We start from the raw sequence: 16,404 nt of genomic DNA on the forward strand, positions 1-16,404 counted from the left end.
GAACCGTTGACCACAACGACAGCGACGATCCCCACGGCGACGCCGGCGGCCTCGGCCAAGGCCCTCGAAGGCGTCCGTGTCCTCGACATGACGCACGTCCAGTCCGGTCCGTCCGCCACCCAGCTGCTCGCCTGGCTCGGCGCGGACGTCGTCAAGCTGGAGGCGCCGACCGGGGACATCACGCGCAAGCAGCTGCGCGACCTCCCTGACGTCGACTCCCTCTACTTCACGATGCTCAACTGCAACAAGCGGAGCATCACCCTCAACACCAAGACCGAGCGCGGCAAGGAGATCCTCACCGAGCTGATCCGGCGCTCCGACGTCATGGTCGAGAACTTCGGACCGGGCGCGGTCGACCGCATGGGCTTCACCTGGGACCGCATCCAGGAGATCAATCCGCGGATCGTCTATGCCTCCATCAAGGGGTTCGGGGACGGCCCGTACACCAACTTCAAAGCGTACGAGGTCGTCGCTCAGGCCATGGGCGGGTCGATGTCGACCACCGGTTTCGAGGACGGGCCGCCGCTGGCGACGGGAGCCCAGATCGGTGACTCAGGCACGGGCATCCACGCGGTGGCCGCGATCCTCGCCGCTCTGTTCCAGCGGGAGAACACGGGGCGCGGGCAGCGGGTGAACGTGGCGATGCAGCACGCGGTACTGAATCTGTGCCGGGTGAAACTGCGGGACCAGCAGCGCCTCGGGCATGGGCCGCTGGCTGAATATCCAAACGACGACTTCGGCGACGAAGTTCCCAGGTCCGGCAACGCGTCCGGCGGAGGCCAGCCCGGCTGGGCCGTCAAGTGCGCGCCGGGCGGCCCCAACGACTATGTGTACGTCATCGTGCAGCCCGTCGGCTGGAAGCCCCTCTCCGAGCTGATCGGCCGGCCCGAGCTGGCGGAGGATCCCGAGTGGGCGACCCCGGAGGCCCGCCTGCCCCAGCTCACGAAGATGTTCCAGCTGATCGAGGAGTGGTCGTCCACGCTCCCCAAGCTGCAGGTGCTGGAGAAGCTCAACGCCCGCAACATCCCGTGCGGCCCGATCCTCTCCACCAAGGAGATCATCGAGGACCGGTCGCTGATCGCCAACGAGATGGTCGTGACGGTGCCGCACCCCGAGCGGGGCGACTTCGTGACCGTGGGCAGCCCGCTGAAGCTCTCCGACTCCCCCGTGGACGTGACCAGTTCGCCGCTGCTCGGCGAGCACAACGAAGAGGTGTACGTCGGCGAGCTCGGGCTCGGTGACGAGGAACTGCGCCTGCTCAAGTCGAACGGAGTGATCTGATTGATGGCCGAAGACCGGGTGCTGAGGGTACGCAAGCTCCTCGACGCCGTGCGGGCTTTAGGACGGACGGCGCTGACCGCACCCGAGGGCAAGGTGATCGCCGACGCGTACGCGATCGCCGTTCCGGGTGAGGAGCTGGCGACCGACGTCGACGAGGCGGTCGCGTACGCGGCGCGCTTCGGCGGCCCCGTCGTGATGAAGATCGTCTCCCCGGACATCCTCCACAAGACCGACGCCGGTGGCGTGATCGTCGGCGTGGAGGGCGCGGCAGACGTACGTGCCGCCTTCCACAAGATCATCGAGAACGCCCGGGCGTACGACGCGAAGGCCCATATCGAGGGCGTACAGGTGCAGGAACTGCTTCCCCAGGGGCAGGAGGTGATCGTCGGGGCGGTGACCGATCCGACGTTCGGGAAGGTCGTGGCGTTCGGACTCGGCGGTGTGCTGGTCGAGGTCCTGAAGGACGTCACGTTCCGGCTGGCGCCCGTCGACCCCGACGAGGCGCTGTCGATGCTGGACTCGATCCGGGCCGCGGAGATCCTGCGCGGGGTGCGGGGCGCCCCGGCGGTGGACCGGTGGGCGATCGCCGAGCAGATCCGCCGGGTCTCCGAACTGGTCTCGGACTTCCCGGACATCGCCGAGGTGGACCTGAACCCGGTGATCGCCACCCCGGAGGGCGCGGTGGCCGCGGACATCCGGGTCATCCTCGCCGAGTCGGTGCCGAAGCCCCGCCGCAAGTACGGCCGCGACGAGATCCTCACCTCGATGCGCCGGTTGATGCAGCCGTCGTCGGTGGCCGTGATCGGCGCCTCCAACGAACAGGGCAAGATCGGCAATTCGGTCATGCGCAACCTCATCGACGGCGGATTCTCCGGGGAGATCCATCCGGTGAACCCCAAGGCCGATGACATTCTCGGCCGCAAGGCGTACAAGAGTGTCACCGACGTTCCCGGTGAGGTGGATGTGGCGGTCTTCGCCATCCCGGCCAAGTTCGTGGCCTCGGCCCTGGAGGAGGTGGGACGCAAGGGGATCCCCAACGCCGTACTGATCCCCTCCGGGTTCGCGGAGACCGGTGAGCAGGGACTCCAGGACGAGCTCGTGGCCATCGGCGAGCGGTACGGCGTCCGGCTGCTGGGGCCGAACATCTACGGCTACTACTCGACGTGGCAGGACCTGTGCGCCACGTTCTGCACGCCGTACGACGTGAAGGGCGGCGTCGCGCTCACCTCGCAGTCCGGTGGCATAGGGATGGCCATCCTGGGCTTCGCGCGCACTACGAAGACGGGTGTTTCCGCGATCGTGGGGCTCGGCAACAAGTCGGACCTCGACGAGGACGACCTGCTGACCTGGTTCGGCGAGGACCCCAACACCAAGTGCATCGCGATGCACCTGGAGGACCTCAAGGACGGGCGGGCCTTCGTGGACGCCGCGCGGGCGACCGTCCGCAAGAAGCCGGTGATCGTCCTGAAGGCGGGCCGTACGGCGGCCGGCGCCAGGGCGGCGGGCTCGCACACAGGCGCCCTCGCGGGCGACGACGCCGTGTACGAGGACATCCTGAAGCAGGCCGGTGTCATCAGGGCGCCGGGCCTGAACGAGATGCTGGAGTACGCGCGCGGGTTGCCGGTGCTGCCGACTCCCCGGGGCGACAACATCGTGATCATCACGGGGGCCGGCGGCAGTGGCGTACTGCTGTCCGACGCGGTGACCGACAACGGCCTCTCCCTGATGGAGATCCCGCCGGACCTGGACGCGTCCTTCCGGAAGTTCATCCCGCCGTTCGGAGCCGCCGGCAACCCGGTGGACATCACGGGCGGCGAACCCCCGTCGACGTACGAGGCGACGATCAGGCTCGGCCTTGAGGACCCGCGGATCCACTCGCTGGTCCTCGGCTACTGGCACACCATCGTGACCCCTCCCATGGTCTTCGCCGAGCTCACCGCGCGCGTGGTGGCCGAATTCAGGGAGCGCGGGATCGAGAAGCCCGTCGTGGCGTCGCTCGCGGGCGACGTCGAGGTCGAGGAGGCCTGCCAGTACCTCTACGAGCACGGGGTCGTGGCCTACCCCTACACCACCGAGAAGCCGGTGGCGGTGCTCGGTGCGAAGTACCGCTGGGCGCGGGCGGCGGGGCTGCTGTGACGCGAAGGCGCGCGGCGAACCGGCCGGCCGTTGGTCCGGGGGCCGTACCCCGGGCCTGCCGCGGCCCGCTGGGCGCGGGCGGCGGGGCTGTTGGGGGGCGGTTCATGACCTGACTCGGCGAAGGGGCGGGCCGACGGTGCGCGTCGGCCCGCCCCGGGACCCGTGCGCACACGAAAGGCATTGGACAGGGGGCGCTGGCCAGATCTTTCGACGCAAGGGGTGCTACGAGACATGACAACCACCGACTTCACGACACCCGTCCCCTACAGGGAGGTGACGGACCGCAACGGCCGCCTTTACCGGCTCGGCGAGACCGACCGGGACATCATGGGGCGACCACGCTGGACCATGGTGCTCTTCCCCTGGATAGGCATGATGGGCATCAGTTCCTCGGAGTACGCGTTCACCTCCGCCGAGGACACCCTGCACGACGCCCACCTCTGGGACAGTGGGCACATCTTCTGGCTGATGGGCGTCTGGGTCTTCTTCCAGGCGGCCGTGGCCTTCCCGGCCGGCCAGCTGCGCGAGAGCGGAAGACTCCCCGCGCGGTACGCCATGATGATCGGCGCACTCGGCACACTCCTGGGATACCTCTCGCTGGCGTTCGCACCGCATGTGATCGTCGCCTACATAGGCTTCGGCATGTTCAGCGGCATCGGCGCCGGACTCGTCTACGCGACCTGCGTGAACATGGTCGGCAAGTGGTACCCGGAGCGCAAGGGCGGTAAGACGGGCATGGTCAACGGCGGTTTCGCCTACGGCTCCGTGCCCTTCGTGTTCCTGTTCACCTCGTACATGGACCTGTCCAACTACGAGGTCGTGCTGGTCTGCGTCGGTCTGGTCTGCTGCACGGTCGTCGCCGTCGCGGGCTGGTTCTTCAAGGACCCGCCGAAAAACTGGTGGCCCGCGAACGTGGACCCGCTGAAGACCTCCACCGACCCCCGGGTCGTACGGGCGCTGGCCAAGAACCCGCCGGCGGTCAAGCAGTACACACCGCGCGAGGCGGCCAGGACGCCCGTGCTGTGGATGATGTGGTTCTGCCTGCTGTGCACGGCCGGTATCAACATCTTCGGTATCGCCATGCAGGTCCCCTTCGGAAAGGAGATGGGGTTCGCCGGCGGCATCGTGGCCACCGCCATGTCGCTCAAGGCCATCGTGAACGGCACCGGACGGGGTGTCATCGGCTGGATCTCGGACCGCTACGGCCGCCGGAACACCCTGGTCATCGTCTGTGTCGTGCTCGGCTGCTCGCAGTTCGGCGTGTTCTTCTCCGGGAACCTGGGCTCGATGCCGTTCTTCCTGGTCTGTTCGATGATCTCCGGCTTCGGCGGCGGCGCGATCTTCCCGCTGTTCGCGGCGATGACGGCGGACTACTTCGGTGAGAACAACAACGCCTCCAACTACGGCATGGTCTACAGCTCCAAGCTCATCTCGGGTCTCGTCGGCTCCGGCGTGGGAGCCATCGTCGTGAGCACCTGGGGCTACGGGGGCGCCTTCGCACTGGCCGGCAGTATCGGCCTCGGCTCCGCGGTCCTGGCGCTCTTCCTCCGGGCTCCCGGCCGGCCCGGCACCAGGAGTGTCGTCCCCAACCCGCACCCCATCGGTGACGAAACGGCCTGACCGGTGCCCCCACGCCGCATCCGTCCCCGACGTCCTGAAAACCCCAAGATCCGCTTCAGTTCTTGACAACGACGGCGGTCCTCCCCACGGCAGGGCGTGGGGAGGACCGCCTGTTGTACGTCCGGGGTACGTCCGGGATGCGTCCGGGATGCGTGCAGAATGCCCGCGGGGTGCGTCCCGGGTCAGCGCTTCTTGGCGCGCAGGGCCGCGAGGTTGTCGTAACTGATCTTGGCCTCGCGCAGCGACTGCGCGGGGTCGGTGGCACTGGGCGAGTTGTCGTCCTCGACCATCGGATTGTGGTAGTTCCGCTCGCCGACCCGCGAGAAGAACGTGGTGTAGTCGATGACGCCGGTTCCGAAGGGCACCATGTCGTAGCCCATGCCGTTGGTGGTGCTCACGACACCGTCCTTGGCGTGGAACAGCGGGTAGCGCTTGTTGTGACGGGAAACGAGCCCCGCCGGGTCGAAGACCTTCTCGCGGGTGGACCCGTCGTGGGCGGTGTAGGAGCGGAACTTGTACTGGGCCACGTGCGCCCAGAAGATGTCCATCTCCAGCCAGACCAGCTTCGGGTCGGTGACCTTCAGGAAGTACTCCAGCTTGCGGATGCCGGAGCTGCGGGTGGGCCGGCCCTGTGCGTCCAGCGGGCCGCCGTCGAGGAGGAAGCCGTACGCCGCGTCGTGGTTGTGCGTGTACAGCTTGATGCCCTCGCGGCGGGCGATCGCGCCCAGCGCGTTCCACTTGTCGGCTGCCACGTCCCAGTCGGCCCGGTAGGAGCTGCCGGTGGGGTCACCACCGGTGCCCATGTGGTCCATCCCGAGGATGTTGGCGATCTCCAGATGCTTCTTGAAGGTGTCCAGGTCGGTGCTGATCAGAGGCCAGGAGGGCGGTATGAAGCCGTGGTTGCCCTGGGCGCGCAGCCCGTAGTCGTCGAGCCAGGACCGCAGCAGCCTGGCGCCCGCGACGGACTCCAGGCCGGCACCGCCGGGCGCGTTGGCGTGCTGGTTGTAGCCGGCGAACTCCACCTGTCGGTATCCGTGACGGGCCAGCTGCTTGAAGACCTCACGGAAGCCGGAGGGCAGGTCCGAGGCGAGGGGGTCGCGGGCCGTGGCGTCGCGGACGGTGTAGAGGATGATGCCGCGCTTGCCCGGCGGGACGAGGACGTGACCGCGGCCGTGACCGTGGTCATGTCCGTGGCCTCTGCCCTCGTCCTGAGCCAGGGCGGGGGAGGCTGCCAGCACCGGGGCTGCGACCGCCCCGGCGGCGACGGCGGTGCAGGTGCTGAGGAAGCGGCGGCGGTTGACGCCGAGCGTGCGACGCAGAGCGTCGCCGGAGCCGGATTCGTCGTTGAACGCGGTCACGGTGTCTCTCTCTCGGTTGGTTGTACAGCCGTGTGCGGGATCGGTGCCCGGCTGGGATGGTAGGCCTTTGACCAGGGAAGACGGTGAGCGTAGGGCGAGTTATCCACAGGCCGGGCACGGTGTCGGTGCTGTGTGTTTCACTTTTCGTGTTCGCCCGTCCGGTCGTTCCCGGGTGCTGTCACCCGAGGCCGGCCAGGCCGAGCAGCAGGGATTTCACATCGGTGGCCGCGACGCGGTCGCCGACAGCGCGGGGGGTGGAGCAGATGATGAGCGGACCTTCGTCGTCGCTCAGGGGAAGGCGGCCGTGGCTGCCTCGAATAGGTGAGGGATCGAGGGGCACGACCGCCATGCGGTAGCGCATGCCGAGCTTCTTGCGGGCCAGCGCGCCCGCGGCCTTGACCTTGACGTACGGGTCGAGTGGATCCATGAAGAGCTCGACCGGGTCGTAGCCGGGTTTGCGATGGATCTCGACGAGCTGCGCGAAGTCGGGCGCGCGGGCATCGTCGAGCCAGTAGTAGTACGTGAACCAGGCGTCCGGCTCCGCGACGGCGACGAGCTCACCGGAGCGGGGATGGTCGAGGTGATGGGTCTTCTTGCCCTCGTCGTCGAGGAGTTGCTCGATGCCGGGCAGGTCGGCGAGGGCTGCCTTCGTGGCTTCCATGTCCTCGGGGCGGCGGACGTAGACATGGGCGATCTGGTGGTCTGCGACGGCGAAGGCCCGTGAGGTCATCGGGTCGAGGTACTCCATGCCGTCCTGTGTGTGCACCTCAAGGAGTCCGGCGCGGCGCAATGCGCGGTTGATGTCTACAGGTCGGTCCACGCGGGTGATGCCGTACTCGGACAGGGCGACGACGGTACGGCCTTCCGCGCGGGCGTCGTCGAGCAGTGGGGCCATGGCCGCGTCCAGGTCGGCGGCCGCTTTCAGGGAGCGCGGGTCGTCGGGGCCGAAGCGCTGCAGGTCGTAGTCGAGATGAGGGAGGTAGCAGAGGGTCAGGTCCGGTCGGCGGGTGGCGATGACGTGACGGGTGGCGTCGATGATCCACTGGCTGGAGACGAGGTCGGCGCCGGGACCCCAGAAGTGGAAGAGCGGGAACGTGCCGAATTTCTCGGTGAGTTCGTCGTGCAGGGCCGGGGGGCGGGTGTAGCAGTCGGGTTCCTTGCGGCCGTCGGCGTAGTAGACCGGACGGGGGGTGATGGTGATGTCGGTGTCGGCGCCCATGGCGTACCACCAGCAGATGTTGGCGACCGTGTAGCCGGGGTGGACTCGCCGGGCGGCGTCCCAGATCTTGTCCCCGGACACCAGGCCGTTGTGCTGGCGCCACAGGAGGACGTCACCTAGGTCGCGGAAGTACCAGCCGTTGCCGACGATGCCGTGCTCGGAGGGGTGGGCGCCGGTCAGGAACGTGGACTGGGCGGCGCAGGTGACGGCAGGCAGGACGGTCCCGAGGTGGGCCCGTGAGCCGGACTGGGCCAGGGACTTCAGGTGGGGCATGTGATCGAGAAGACGGGGGGTGAGGCCGACGACGTCCAGGACGAGGAGAGGAGTGGGGGAAGAAGGGCCGGCGGCGGGGGCCGGCTCGGCCAGGGGCTCGGCTGAATTCTCGGCCGGCGCTTCGGTCGGCGCTTCGGTCGGCGCTTCGACCGGCACTTCGACCGGCACTTCGACCGGCGTCGCGGGCGAGGTCCTGATCTTGGGCTCGGTCACGGGCTCGGGCTTGGGCTCGGACTTGGGCTCGGACTTGGGCTCGGTCACGGCCTCGGCTGGGGTTTCGGGGATGCTCACGGCAGCTCCTTCAGGCCGAGGTCCGTCAACAGGTCGCGGGCGAGCGTGAGTTCGGCGGCGATGCCGTCGGCGAGCTGGGCCCGTGCGCGGGGGCGCAGTTCCGGCGGGAGCGCCTGCCAGGTGTAGGTCTCGACCTCAAGGTGGCGGGTGAGCGGCTGCGGGCCGCCGACCAGCCGGGTCAGCGTGTCCTTGAGTACGGGCAGCGTGGAGGTGAGGGGTGCGGCGGGGGCCGCGTGCAGCGGCACATGGAAGTGGGCGCGCCACGGGGAGGCGTCGGGAAGCGCGTCCTCGTTGATGGCCTCGCCGAGGTCGTCGGTGCCGCGGAGCCCGGCGGCGGTGAGGGTGCGGGTCTGGTGCAGGAAGCGGGGTTCGTCGAAGGCGGCGAGTGCCTCGCGGACTTCGGGGAGGTGAGGGTGTTCGGCGTGCAGAGCGGCCGACAGCTGGGACTTGACGACGGGGACGCCGGCGGCGGCCAGCCGGTCCAGGGCGGTGTGCGGATCTTCGAAGGAGGTGGCGAGGTGGCAGGTGTCGATGCAGATGCCGATGCGGTCGCGGCCGATGGCGGCGAGCGGCGCGATGGCGTCGGCCGTGGTCTCGACGGTGCAGCCGGGCTCCGGTTCCAGGCCGATGCGGATGGAGCGTCCGGTCAGTTCCTCCAGCGCGTCGAGGCGTTCGGCGAGCGTGCGCAGGGCCGTGTGGGCCAGGGCGGCGCGGTCGTCGTCATACACAGTGCGCCAGGCGAGCGGCAGCGTAGAGATGGTGCCCTCGGTGACGTCGTCGGGGAGGAGTCCGGCGAGCAGGCGGGCGAGGGCCGTCGTGTGTTCGAGGCGTTCGGGGTCGGCCCAGTCCGGCTTGTAGACGCGGTACTTGACCTCCTCCGCCCCGAAACCCTCATAGGGGAAGCCGTTGAGGGTGACGACTTCCAGGCCTCGGCTGTCGAGTTCCGTGCGCAGGCCGCGCAGGGCGGACGGGTCGGTGACGAGGGCGCGGGCGGCGTCCTTGGCGAGCCACAGACCGATGCCGAGCCGGTCGCGGCCGAGCCGTTTGCGCACGGGTTCGCAGTGGTCGCGGAGCTGGGCGCGGACCCCGGCGAGGGTTTCGGCGGGGTGGACGTTGGTGCAGTAGGCGAGGTGGACGGTGGAGCCGTCGGGATGGCGGAAGCGCATCGGTCACGCCTCCGCGGTCGGGGTCGGGGTCGAGGTCGAGGTCGGGGTCCAGGACGGGGACGGGGTCTCGGTCGCGGTCACGGTCTCCGGGGAGGTTTTCGGGACTCCTCGGAGGATGGAGTTGCCCTCGTGGGTGGCGTCCGTGTCGGCGATGTCGAGGTCGAGGCGCCCGCTGAGGCCGTAGAAGGCGACGGGGTTGCGCCACAGCACCTGGTCGACGTCGTCCTCGGTGAACCCGGCCTTCAGCAGGGCGTCGGCGACCTTTCGGGTCTTCAGCGGATCGCTTTTGCCCCAGTCGGCGGCGGAGTTGACCAGCACCTTCTCCGGTCCGTACTCCTGCAGGACCGCGACCATCCGTTCCTCGTCCATCTTGGTGTCCGGATAGACGGAGAAGCCGAGCCAGCAGCCGCCGTCCTTGGCCTCCTTGACCGTCGTCTCGTTGAGGTGGTCGATCAGGACGTGGTCCGGGGGCAGTGCGGACTCCCGGACCACATCGAGGGTGCGGCGCAGGCCCGCCAACTTGTCGCGGTGGGGCGTGTGGACCAGCGCGGGCAGCGCGTACTCGGCGGCGAGCTGGAGCTGTGCGGCCAGCGCGGTGTCCTCGGCGGGCGTCATCGAGTCGTAGCCGATCTCGCCGACGGCCACCACGTGGTCCTTGACGAGATACCGGGGCAGTTCGTCGAGGACGGGCACGCAGCGCGGGTCGTTGGCCTCCTTGGGGTTCAGGGCGATGGTGCAGTGGTGGGCGATGCCGTACTGGGCCGCGCGGAAGGGCTCCCAGCCGAGGAGGGCGTCGAAGTAGTCGAAGAAGGAGGCGGGTGAGGTACGTGGCTGGCCCAGCCAGAAGGCGGGTTCGACGACGGCACGGACGCCGGCGGCGTGCATGGCCTCGTAGTCGTCGGTGGTCCGTGACGTCATGTGGATGTGGGGGTCGAAGATGCGCATCAGGACTCCTTGCCTTCGGTGCCGCGCGCGCCGTCTGGGGTGGTCGAATTCCCCGGCGCGTCGGTTCCGGTGGGGGTGGCCGGGTGCCCGGTGAGGGCCAGAACGCGATGCAGGTCGTGCGGGACGGGGCGGTCGGCAGCGGTGCGTTCGGCGGCGTAGTCGCCGAGCATGCGGGCGAGTTCGGTGTCACCGTGGGCCCGGCGGGGAAGGTCGGCCACGGCGTCCACGGACACACCGGTGAACAGGCACTTCAGGACGGCGTGCCGCCAGTTGTGGACGTCCAGGTGCCGGGCGGCGTACGGGCCGACGGCCGCGGCCACCAGCCGGGTGTCGTTGGTGCGCAGGGCGTCCTCGACGACCGGCAGGGCCTCGGGTCCGGTCACGAGGTGGGGCAGGGCCTCCAGGACGGCGCGGCGTTCGTCGGCGGTGCCCTGACGGTAGACACGGGCGAGGGTCGCGGCGTCGGCCCGGGCCGCGTGGAGGAGGAGTACGCGGGCCGCCTCCGCGTACTCGGGTCCGCACCGGCGGCCCGCCTCGGCGATCCGCAGTTCCCACACGGAGATGGGGCCGCGGGTGCCCGGGTGGGCGGCCGCCTCGTCGAGGGCCTGGTCGAGCCAGGCCCGGGCGGCGCCACCCAGGAGGGCGTTCAGGCGGGCGTGCAGCGTGGTGAGGGCGGGCGGGGTCTCCGCCGGGAGGGTGGTGCCGGCGCCTGGGGCGTCGTGAAGATCGTTCACGGGGTTCTCCCTTCAAAGGCACCTTCGAAGGCGACCTCGGCGGCGCCTCCGGAGGCGGTGGGACCCTCAGCGGGGACGATCGGCCGGGCAACGCCCCGGGGGATGCCCTGGGGGACGGGGGCCGAGGCCGCGTGCCGGAGGAACGGGAGGGAACGCTGGGCGAGTTGAGGGCCGGCGTGGGAGTGGCGGGGTAGTTCGACGGAGACCAGGCCCCGGTAGCCCACGGCGGCGAGGGCTTCGAGTACGGGCGGGAAGTCGATCTCCCCGTCGCCGAAAGGGAGGTGTTCGTGGACGCCGCGGCGCATGTCCTCGATCTGGACGTGCTGCAGCCAGGGCGCGGCGGCACGTACGCAGTCGGCGGGTGACTGCGGTTCGAGGCACTGGCAGTGGCCGATGTCGAGTGTGAGGCCGAGGGCGTCCGGGCTGCCGAGTGTGGTGCGCAGACGGTGGAAGTCGTCGAGTGTGGCGAGGAGGTGACCGGGTTCTGGTTCGACGGCCAGAGGGATTCCGGCGTCGGTGGCGGCGTCGAGGACGGGGGTGAGCGCTTCGGCGAGACGCTTCCAGGCGGTGTCCTCGGCGACCGCGCCGGACTCCCCCTTCGGGAGGATGCCGCTGAAGCAGTGCACCGCGTGGGCGCCCAGGTCGCCCGCGATCCCGACGGCTCGGATGAGGAGGTCGACGCGCCGGGCTCGTTGTGCCGGGTCCGGGTCGAGCAAAGACGGCCCGTGCTTGCGCCTCGGGTCGAGTACGTAGCGGGCGCCGGTCTCCAGGGTGACGCCCAGGCCGAGTTCGTCGAGTCTGCGGGCGATCCTTCGCGTGCGGGCGGCGAGGTCGGAAGCGAACGGATCGAGGTGCATGTGGTCGAGGGTCAGTCCCACGCCGTCGTAGCCGAGGTCGGCGAGAAGGGAGAGGGCGTCGTCCAGGCGCAGGTCGGTCAGACCGTTGGTGCCGTAGGAGAAGCGCAAGGGGTGCGGAGTCGGCCGGGCGGCGGGGTGGGGGCTCGGCTGGGGGTTCATGTCACGCTCACCTTTCGGCTGAACCTGCGGGCGGCCGGGGCGAGGGCTGCCGTCAGCAGGGCCGTGACGGGAGCTCCGGAGCGGGCGGCGAGGGCCGCCTGGAGCGGGATCATGGCGCGGATTCCGCCACCGACGGCTCTCTGCGTCAGTGGGGGTGACGGGTTGAGGGCGGCGTGGAGGAGGGGGCGGGCGGAGGTCACCGCGTAGAGGGCGGTGAGTGCCCCACTCAAGGTGGCGATGTTCAGGGTCACGCCTCGGGGCCTGGGAGGGAGGTGCCCGAAGGTGGTCCTTGCGAAGGCGGGGTGCCCCGGGGGTGTGGTGCCGGGGCGGGTTGGGGCGTGCGTCGGCCGACGGCTGCCTGTCCGGGCGTCGCGTGACAGGCCGTCCCGTGTCCGGTTGTCGCGTGACCGGTCGTCCCGTGACAGGCCGTCCCGTGACCGGGCATCCCGTGACCGGGCATCCCGTGACCGGGCATCCCGTGACCGGGCATCGCGTGACCGGCCGCCGCTCGTCCGGTTGTCGCGTGTCAGGGACCAGGTCAGGGCTGTCGTCGTGGCCAGGGCGGTCAGCGGCGCCCACGGTGAGCCGCCCTGGGTCTCGTGGCGGGAGACCGTGGTGACGGCCAGGGTGTGGGTGGCCAGGGTCAGGGCGGACGGCACCGCCCTACGGGTGTCGCCGCCCGAGGCCACCCCGCCGAGGAGGAGGTCCAGGCCCCGGGCCGCGGCCATCGCCAAGGGGCCGGCGGGCGTGCGTTTGAGGACCAGGTCGTACGACCAGACCGTGGCCGCCAGGGCACCGGCGACCGCGAGCGGTCGGCGGCCCGCGCGGGACGCGAGGGCCAGGCCCGCCAGGGTCAGACCCCCGGCTGCCGCGAGGGCGGCGGCCGGCTTCACGCGGCCGGAGGGCAGGGGGCGGTGCGGGCGGTCGACGGCGTCCTCGGCTCGGTCGGCCCAGTCGTTGAGGGCCATGCCGGCTTCGTACAGGCAGAGGGAGGAACCGATGGCGAGCAGGGTTCGGGGGTTCGGGCGGACCCCTGCGGCGGCGGCGCCCGCGAGCGCGTCGCCGGGGACCGTGAAGAGGGCGGGCAGGCGCAGGAGTTCCACCCAGGCGCGCAGTCCCGCACCCGCCGCGCGCCCCGGCCTCGGCCGCTGCCTCGGTTTCGGCGGCTGCCCCGGCCTCGTATCCCGCCGATCCGGCTCCAACTCCGACTCCACCTGCGGCTCCAGTTCCGGCTCCAGTTCCGGCTCTGCGATCGGAGTCGGCTCGGCGGGAGGCTGTCGCGGTGCCCCCGCTACGGCGTCGGGCTGCCGTGGTGTTCCGGCACCGGAGCGGTTCGGTGTCTCCTGCCCGGCTGGCCACCCGAGCCGCTTCCGCCACCCGGAGGCGCCGCGTGCCCCGAACGCTCCCCGTGCCCCGGGCGCGCCACTCGCCCCGGGCACCGCGCTCCTCCCGGTCCGTATCAGCCCACGCAAGCCACTCATCGACGCTCCCCTGCTGTCCCTTCCAGGCCCGCCCCTTCTGAGCCCGCGCCTTCCGAGCCCCTGCCTTCCGAGCCCTTGCCTTCCGGACCCGCCCCTTCCGAGCCCGCCCCTTCCGGACCCGTCCCCTCCGAACCCCTGCCTTCCGGGCCCGTCCCCTCCGGGCTCGTCCCCTCCGGATCACCGTGTCCCGGCCGGGGCTGCCCGGAGTCCGGTGGCTGCGCGAGTTCACGCAGTCGTTCGGCGAACCCGATCAGATGGGCGTACTGCTCGCCGAGGGGAGCGGGTCCGTCACCCACCGGGTCCTTGAAGTAGAAGCCGAGTTCGGCGACCGGGCCCGAGACGCCCAGCTCGTGGGCGCGGGCGGTCAGGCGGGCCAGGTCCAGGATCAGCGGGGCGGCGAGGGAGGAGTCGCAGCCCTGCCAGGTCGTCTGGAGGACCATCCGGGTGCCGAGGAAGCCGTCGAAGGCGATGTGGTCCCAGGCGGTCTTCCAGTCGCCGAGGGACGGTACGTCGTCGATGTGGGTCTCGCCCTCGGGGACCGTACCGAGGGTGTCGGCGAGGACGCGTTCCTTGCCCGCGTTCTTGGCGGCGGCGGCGGCCGGGTCGGCGAGGGCCGCGCCGTCACCGCCGCCCAGCAGGTTCGTACCGGACCAGGCGCGGACCGCCAGCGCGCGCTGCGCGAACATCGGGCCGAGGACCGACCGCAGCAGGGTCTGGCCCGTCTTGCCGTCCCGGCCGGCGTAGGGCAGTCCGGAGGAGGCCGCCGCCGAAGCGAGGCGCGGGTGGTGCAGGCCCGCGGACGGTGTGAAGTTGACGTACGGGCAGCCGGCCCGCAGTGCGGCGGCCGCGTACAGGGAGCTGGCGGGGAGGGCGTCGCCCTCGGGGACGGGTTCCGTGGAGGACACGTTCACCACGACGGTTCTGGCGAGTCCGCCCCGGCGGGCGAAGTCGCGGATGTCCTGGGCGAGGGCCTCGACCAGGACATCCTCGGTCCGCGTGTCGCCGGGGAGCGGGCCGCCGATCCTGATCTCCCGGTCGGCGGTGGCCAGTTCCGCGGACACGGCCGAGGGCAGGTCGTGGGGCAGGACACCGCCGGCGGCGAGTGACTCGGCGCGTTTCGGCAGCGGGCAGTCCACCACGTCGTGGCCGCCGAAGACGAGCGAGGACAAGGAGGGCAGGCCCGCCTGGTGGAAGGCGCCGGTCTCGGTCACCATGCCGGTCGGTGGATGGAGCCCGGCCGTGACGGCCGCGCAGCCCGCGACGGCGGTCGTGGCGACGGAGCCCCGCGCTCCGATCAGCCACACTCCTACCCGAGAAGGGGAAACAGACGGTTCGGCGGACATGGGCAGCCTCCCTCTCAAACGCGAACTCAGCGCGAACTCAACGCGGAAAAGCCGGTGCCGGAGGGTGGAGGTGGAGAGATCAAGACGGCGGGCGGGGGTCCGGCGTCCCCCGCCCGCCGCCGCTCAATCGCCCTGTGCGGCGGTTCGCACCGGCCGCACCGGCAGTTGCTTGATCCGGACGTCGCGGAAGGACGCCTGGTCCTCGGCACCGTGGTTCTGGATGCCGACATGACCGTCCCGCAGACTCCGCGCCGGATCGGTGTTGGTGTAGTCGTTGATCTTCACGCCGTTGAGCCAGACGCGGAGTCGTTCGCCCTCCACGCGGATCTCGTACGTGTTCCACTCCCCCGGCGGGTTCAGCGCACGGTCGCGCTTGTCGATGTCGGCGGACTGGAAGCTGTACACGGCCCCGGTGGTGCGGTCGGGGGCGTCGGTCGCGTCGATCTGGACCTCGTACCCGTTGTCGACGGCCGACCAGGGGTCGTCGGAGGCCGGGAAGCCCACGAAGACACCGGAGTTGTCGTCACCGGAGGCACTCGCCATCCTCCAGTCGAGCTTCAGCGAGTACGAGTTGAACTCGGAGGCGCCGTACCAGAGCATGCCCAGGCCGCCGGACGACGTGAGTGTCCCGTCGTCCGAGAGCGAGAACGAACCCGGTCCCGCCTGCTTCCAGTCCGCCAGTGACTCGGCACTCCCGTCGAAGAGCGGCGTGTAGCCCTTCTCCGGACGGCAGTCGGCCTGTGTGTCACCGACGGCCCAGCGGATGCCGCCCAGCAGGTGCTGCCGGAAGGCGGGATCGGCGTACGACTCCTTGGTGTGGCCGCTGCCCGTGTAGAAGGAACGGCCGCCCTTGTACTCCTGGCACCAGGCGATCGGGTGGTCGCCGCTCATCGTGCCGCCGGTGTACGACGACTCGTCGAGCGAGGCCAGTACATGGGCCCGGTCCCGCGGGTTGGAGCGGTAGTTGTACCACTCGTCCGTGCGGTTCCAGGACTCCCCGAGGTGCGAGGTGGCCGGGTGGGCCCGGTCCTCGACCTCGACGCGGGCGGGCTGGATCGCCGGGTGCGACTGGAAGTAGGCGCCGGCCAGGCCGCCGTAGAACTCCCAGTCGTACTCGGTGTCGGCGGCCGCGTGGATGCCCACGTAACCGCCGCCGTGCCCGATGTACCGCTCGAACGCCTTCTGCTGCCTGTTGGTGAGGACGTCCCCGGTGGTGGAGAGGAACACCACGGCGTCGTACCGGGCGAGGTTTCGCGCGGAGAAGGCGCGCGAGTCCTCGGTGGCGTCCACCGCGAAGCCGTGTTCGGCCCCGAGGGCCTTCACCGCGGCGATGCCCTCCGGGATGGAGTCGTGCCGGAACCCGGCGGTCTCGGAGAACACCAGGACCCGATCGCCGGCCGAGTGCCCCTTCGGTCCGCTCGGTGCGCTCGGTCCGTTCGGTCCCTTCGACGCCGCCGGTCCCGACACGCACCCGATGAGCAGGGCGGCGCCGACCACCGCGGTCACGGTACGGCCAGTTGCTCGCATGAAAGACCTCCCTC

The 16,404-nt window shown here is 70.5% G+C and carries 12 protein-coding genes; 3 read left to right on the forward strand and 9 right to left on the reverse strand.

The window, feature by feature from the left end:
* Positions 1-6: 6 nt before the first annotated feature.
* From frc to ACIOKD_RS00085, 3 genes are all read left to right on the forward strand, one after another.
* Positions 7-1,281: a formyl-CoA transferase gene (gene frc / locus ACIOKD_RS00075; RefSeq protein ID WP_402076398.1), complete on the forward strand. Its 1,275-nt coding sequence runs from the start codon at positions 7-9 to the stop codon at positions 1,279-1,281.
* 3 nt (positions 1,282-1,284) lie between these two features.
* Entirely contained in the window at positions 1,285-3,417 is a 2,133-nt protein-coding gene (locus ACIOKD_RS00080) for an acetate--CoA ligase family protein (protein ID WP_402076399.1), read from the forward strand.
* Between the two features lie 231 nt (positions 3,418-3,648).
* A complete protein-coding gene (locus ACIOKD_RS00085) occupies positions 3,649-5,037 on the forward strand; it encodes an OFA family MFS transporter (protein WP_402076400.1) in 1,389 nt (462 codons plus the stop codon).
* A gap of 182 nt (positions 5,038-5,219) precedes the next feature.
* Here the strand turns inward: ACIOKD_RS00085 and ACIOKD_RS00090 are convergent, their stop codons facing one another.
* The 9 genes from ACIOKD_RS00090 to ACIOKD_RS00130 all read right to left on the reverse strand — a co-directional run bounded on the left by ACIOKD_RS00090 (position 5,220) and on the right by ACIOKD_RS00130 (position 16,390).
* Positions 5,220-6,395, reverse strand: a complete 1,176-nt coding sequence (locus tag ACIOKD_RS00090) for a sugar phosphate isomerase/epimerase family protein (RefSeq protein ID WP_402076401.1) — start codon at positions 6,393-6,395, stop codon at positions 5,220-5,222.
* Positions 6,396-6,573: 178 nt separating this feature from the next.
* Positions 6,574-7,980, reverse strand: coding sequence for a nucleotide pyrophosphatase/phosphodiesterase family protein (locus ACIOKD_RS00095; RefSeq protein ID WP_402077619.1), 1,407 nt, complete (start codon positions 7,978-7,980; stop codon positions 6,574-6,576).
* 194 nt (positions 7,981-8,174) lie between these two features.
* Positions 8,175-9,344, reverse strand: coding sequence for a metabolite traffic protein EboE (eboE, locus tag ACIOKD_RS00100; RefSeq protein WP_402076402.1), 1,170 nt, complete (start codon positions 9,342-9,344; stop codon positions 8,175-8,177).
* A 3-nt stretch (positions 9,345-9,347) separates the two neighbouring features.
* Positions 9,348-10,289: a TatD family hydrolase gene (locus ACIOKD_RS00105; protein WP_402076403.1), complete on the reverse strand. Its 942-nt coding sequence runs from the start codon at positions 10,287-10,289 to the stop codon at positions 9,348-9,350.
* Positions 10,289-11,023, reverse strand: coding sequence for an EboA domain-containing protein (locus ACIOKD_RS00110; RefSeq protein ID WP_402076404.1), 735 nt, complete (start codon positions 11,021-11,023; stop codon positions 10,289-10,291). The genes ACIOKD_RS00105 and ACIOKD_RS00110 overlap by 1 nt, the downstream gene beginning before the upstream one ends.
* Positions 11,020-12,039, reverse strand: coding sequence for a sugar phosphate isomerase/epimerase family protein (locus tag ACIOKD_RS00115; protein WP_402076405.1), 1,020 nt, complete (start codon positions 12,037-12,039; stop codon positions 11,020-11,022). Before ACIOKD_RS00115 ends, ACIOKD_RS00110 begins: the two co-directional genes overlap by 4 nt.
* Complete coding sequence (locus ACIOKD_RS00120) at positions 12,036-13,142, reverse strand: SCO3242 family prenyltransferase (protein WP_402076406.1); 1,107 nt, start codon at positions 13,140-13,142, stop codon at positions 12,036-12,038. The genes ACIOKD_RS00115 and ACIOKD_RS00120 overlap by 4 nt, the downstream gene beginning before the upstream one ends.
* Before the next feature lie 374 nt (positions 13,143-13,516).
* Complete coding sequence (locus tag ACIOKD_RS00125; RefSeq protein ID WP_402076407.1) at positions 13,517-14,863, reverse strand: inositol-3-phosphate synthase; 1,347 nt, start codon at positions 14,861-14,863, stop codon at positions 13,517-13,519.
* Between the two features lie 123 nt (positions 14,864-14,986).
* Positions 14,987-16,390 carry a ThuA domain-containing protein gene (locus ACIOKD_RS00130; protein ID WP_402076408.1) on the reverse strand — a complete coding sequence of 468 codons (1,404 nt, stop codon included), beginning with the start codon at positions 16,388-16,390 and terminating at the stop codon, positions 14,987-14,989.
* Between the last annotated feature and the right edge of the window lie 14 nt (positions 16,391-16,404).

The sequence above is a fragment of the Streptomyces sp. NPDC087844 genome, assembly GCF_044742785.1.
Taxonomy (GTDB): Bacteria; Actinomycetota; Actinomycetes; order Streptomycetales; family Streptomycetaceae; genus Streptomyces.

Excerpts from the sequence above, each read along its gene's own strand:
- ACIOKD_RS00080 (WP_402076399.1), top strand. The coding sequence starts at position 1,285 with ATGGCCGAAGACCGGGTGCTGAGGGTACGCAAGCTCCTCGACGCCGTG.
- ACIOKD_RS00085 (WP_402076400.1), top strand. The coding sequence starts at position 3,649 with ATGACAACCACCGACTTCACGACACCCGTCCCCTACAGGGAGGTGACG.
- eboE (WP_402076402.1), bottom strand. The coding sequence starts at position 9,344 with ATGCGCTTCCGCCATCCCGACGGCTCCACCGTCCACCTCGCCTACTGC.
- ACIOKD_RS00105 (WP_402076403.1), bottom strand. The coding sequence starts at position 10,289 with ATGCGCATCTTCGACCCCCACATCCACATGACGTCACGGACCACCGAC.
- ACIOKD_RS00115 (WP_402076405.1), bottom strand. The coding sequence starts at position 12,039 with ATGAACCCCCAGCCGAGCCCCCACCCCGCCGCCCGGCCGACTCCGCAC.
- ACIOKD_RS00125 (WP_402076407.1), bottom strand. The coding sequence starts at position 14,863 with ATGTCCGCCGAACCGTCTGTTTCCCCTTCTCGGGTAGGAGTGTGGCTG.
- ACIOKD_RS00130 (WP_402076408.1), bottom strand. The coding sequence starts at position 16,390 with ATGCGAGCAACTGGCCGTACCGTGACCGCGGTGGTCGGCGCCGCCCTG.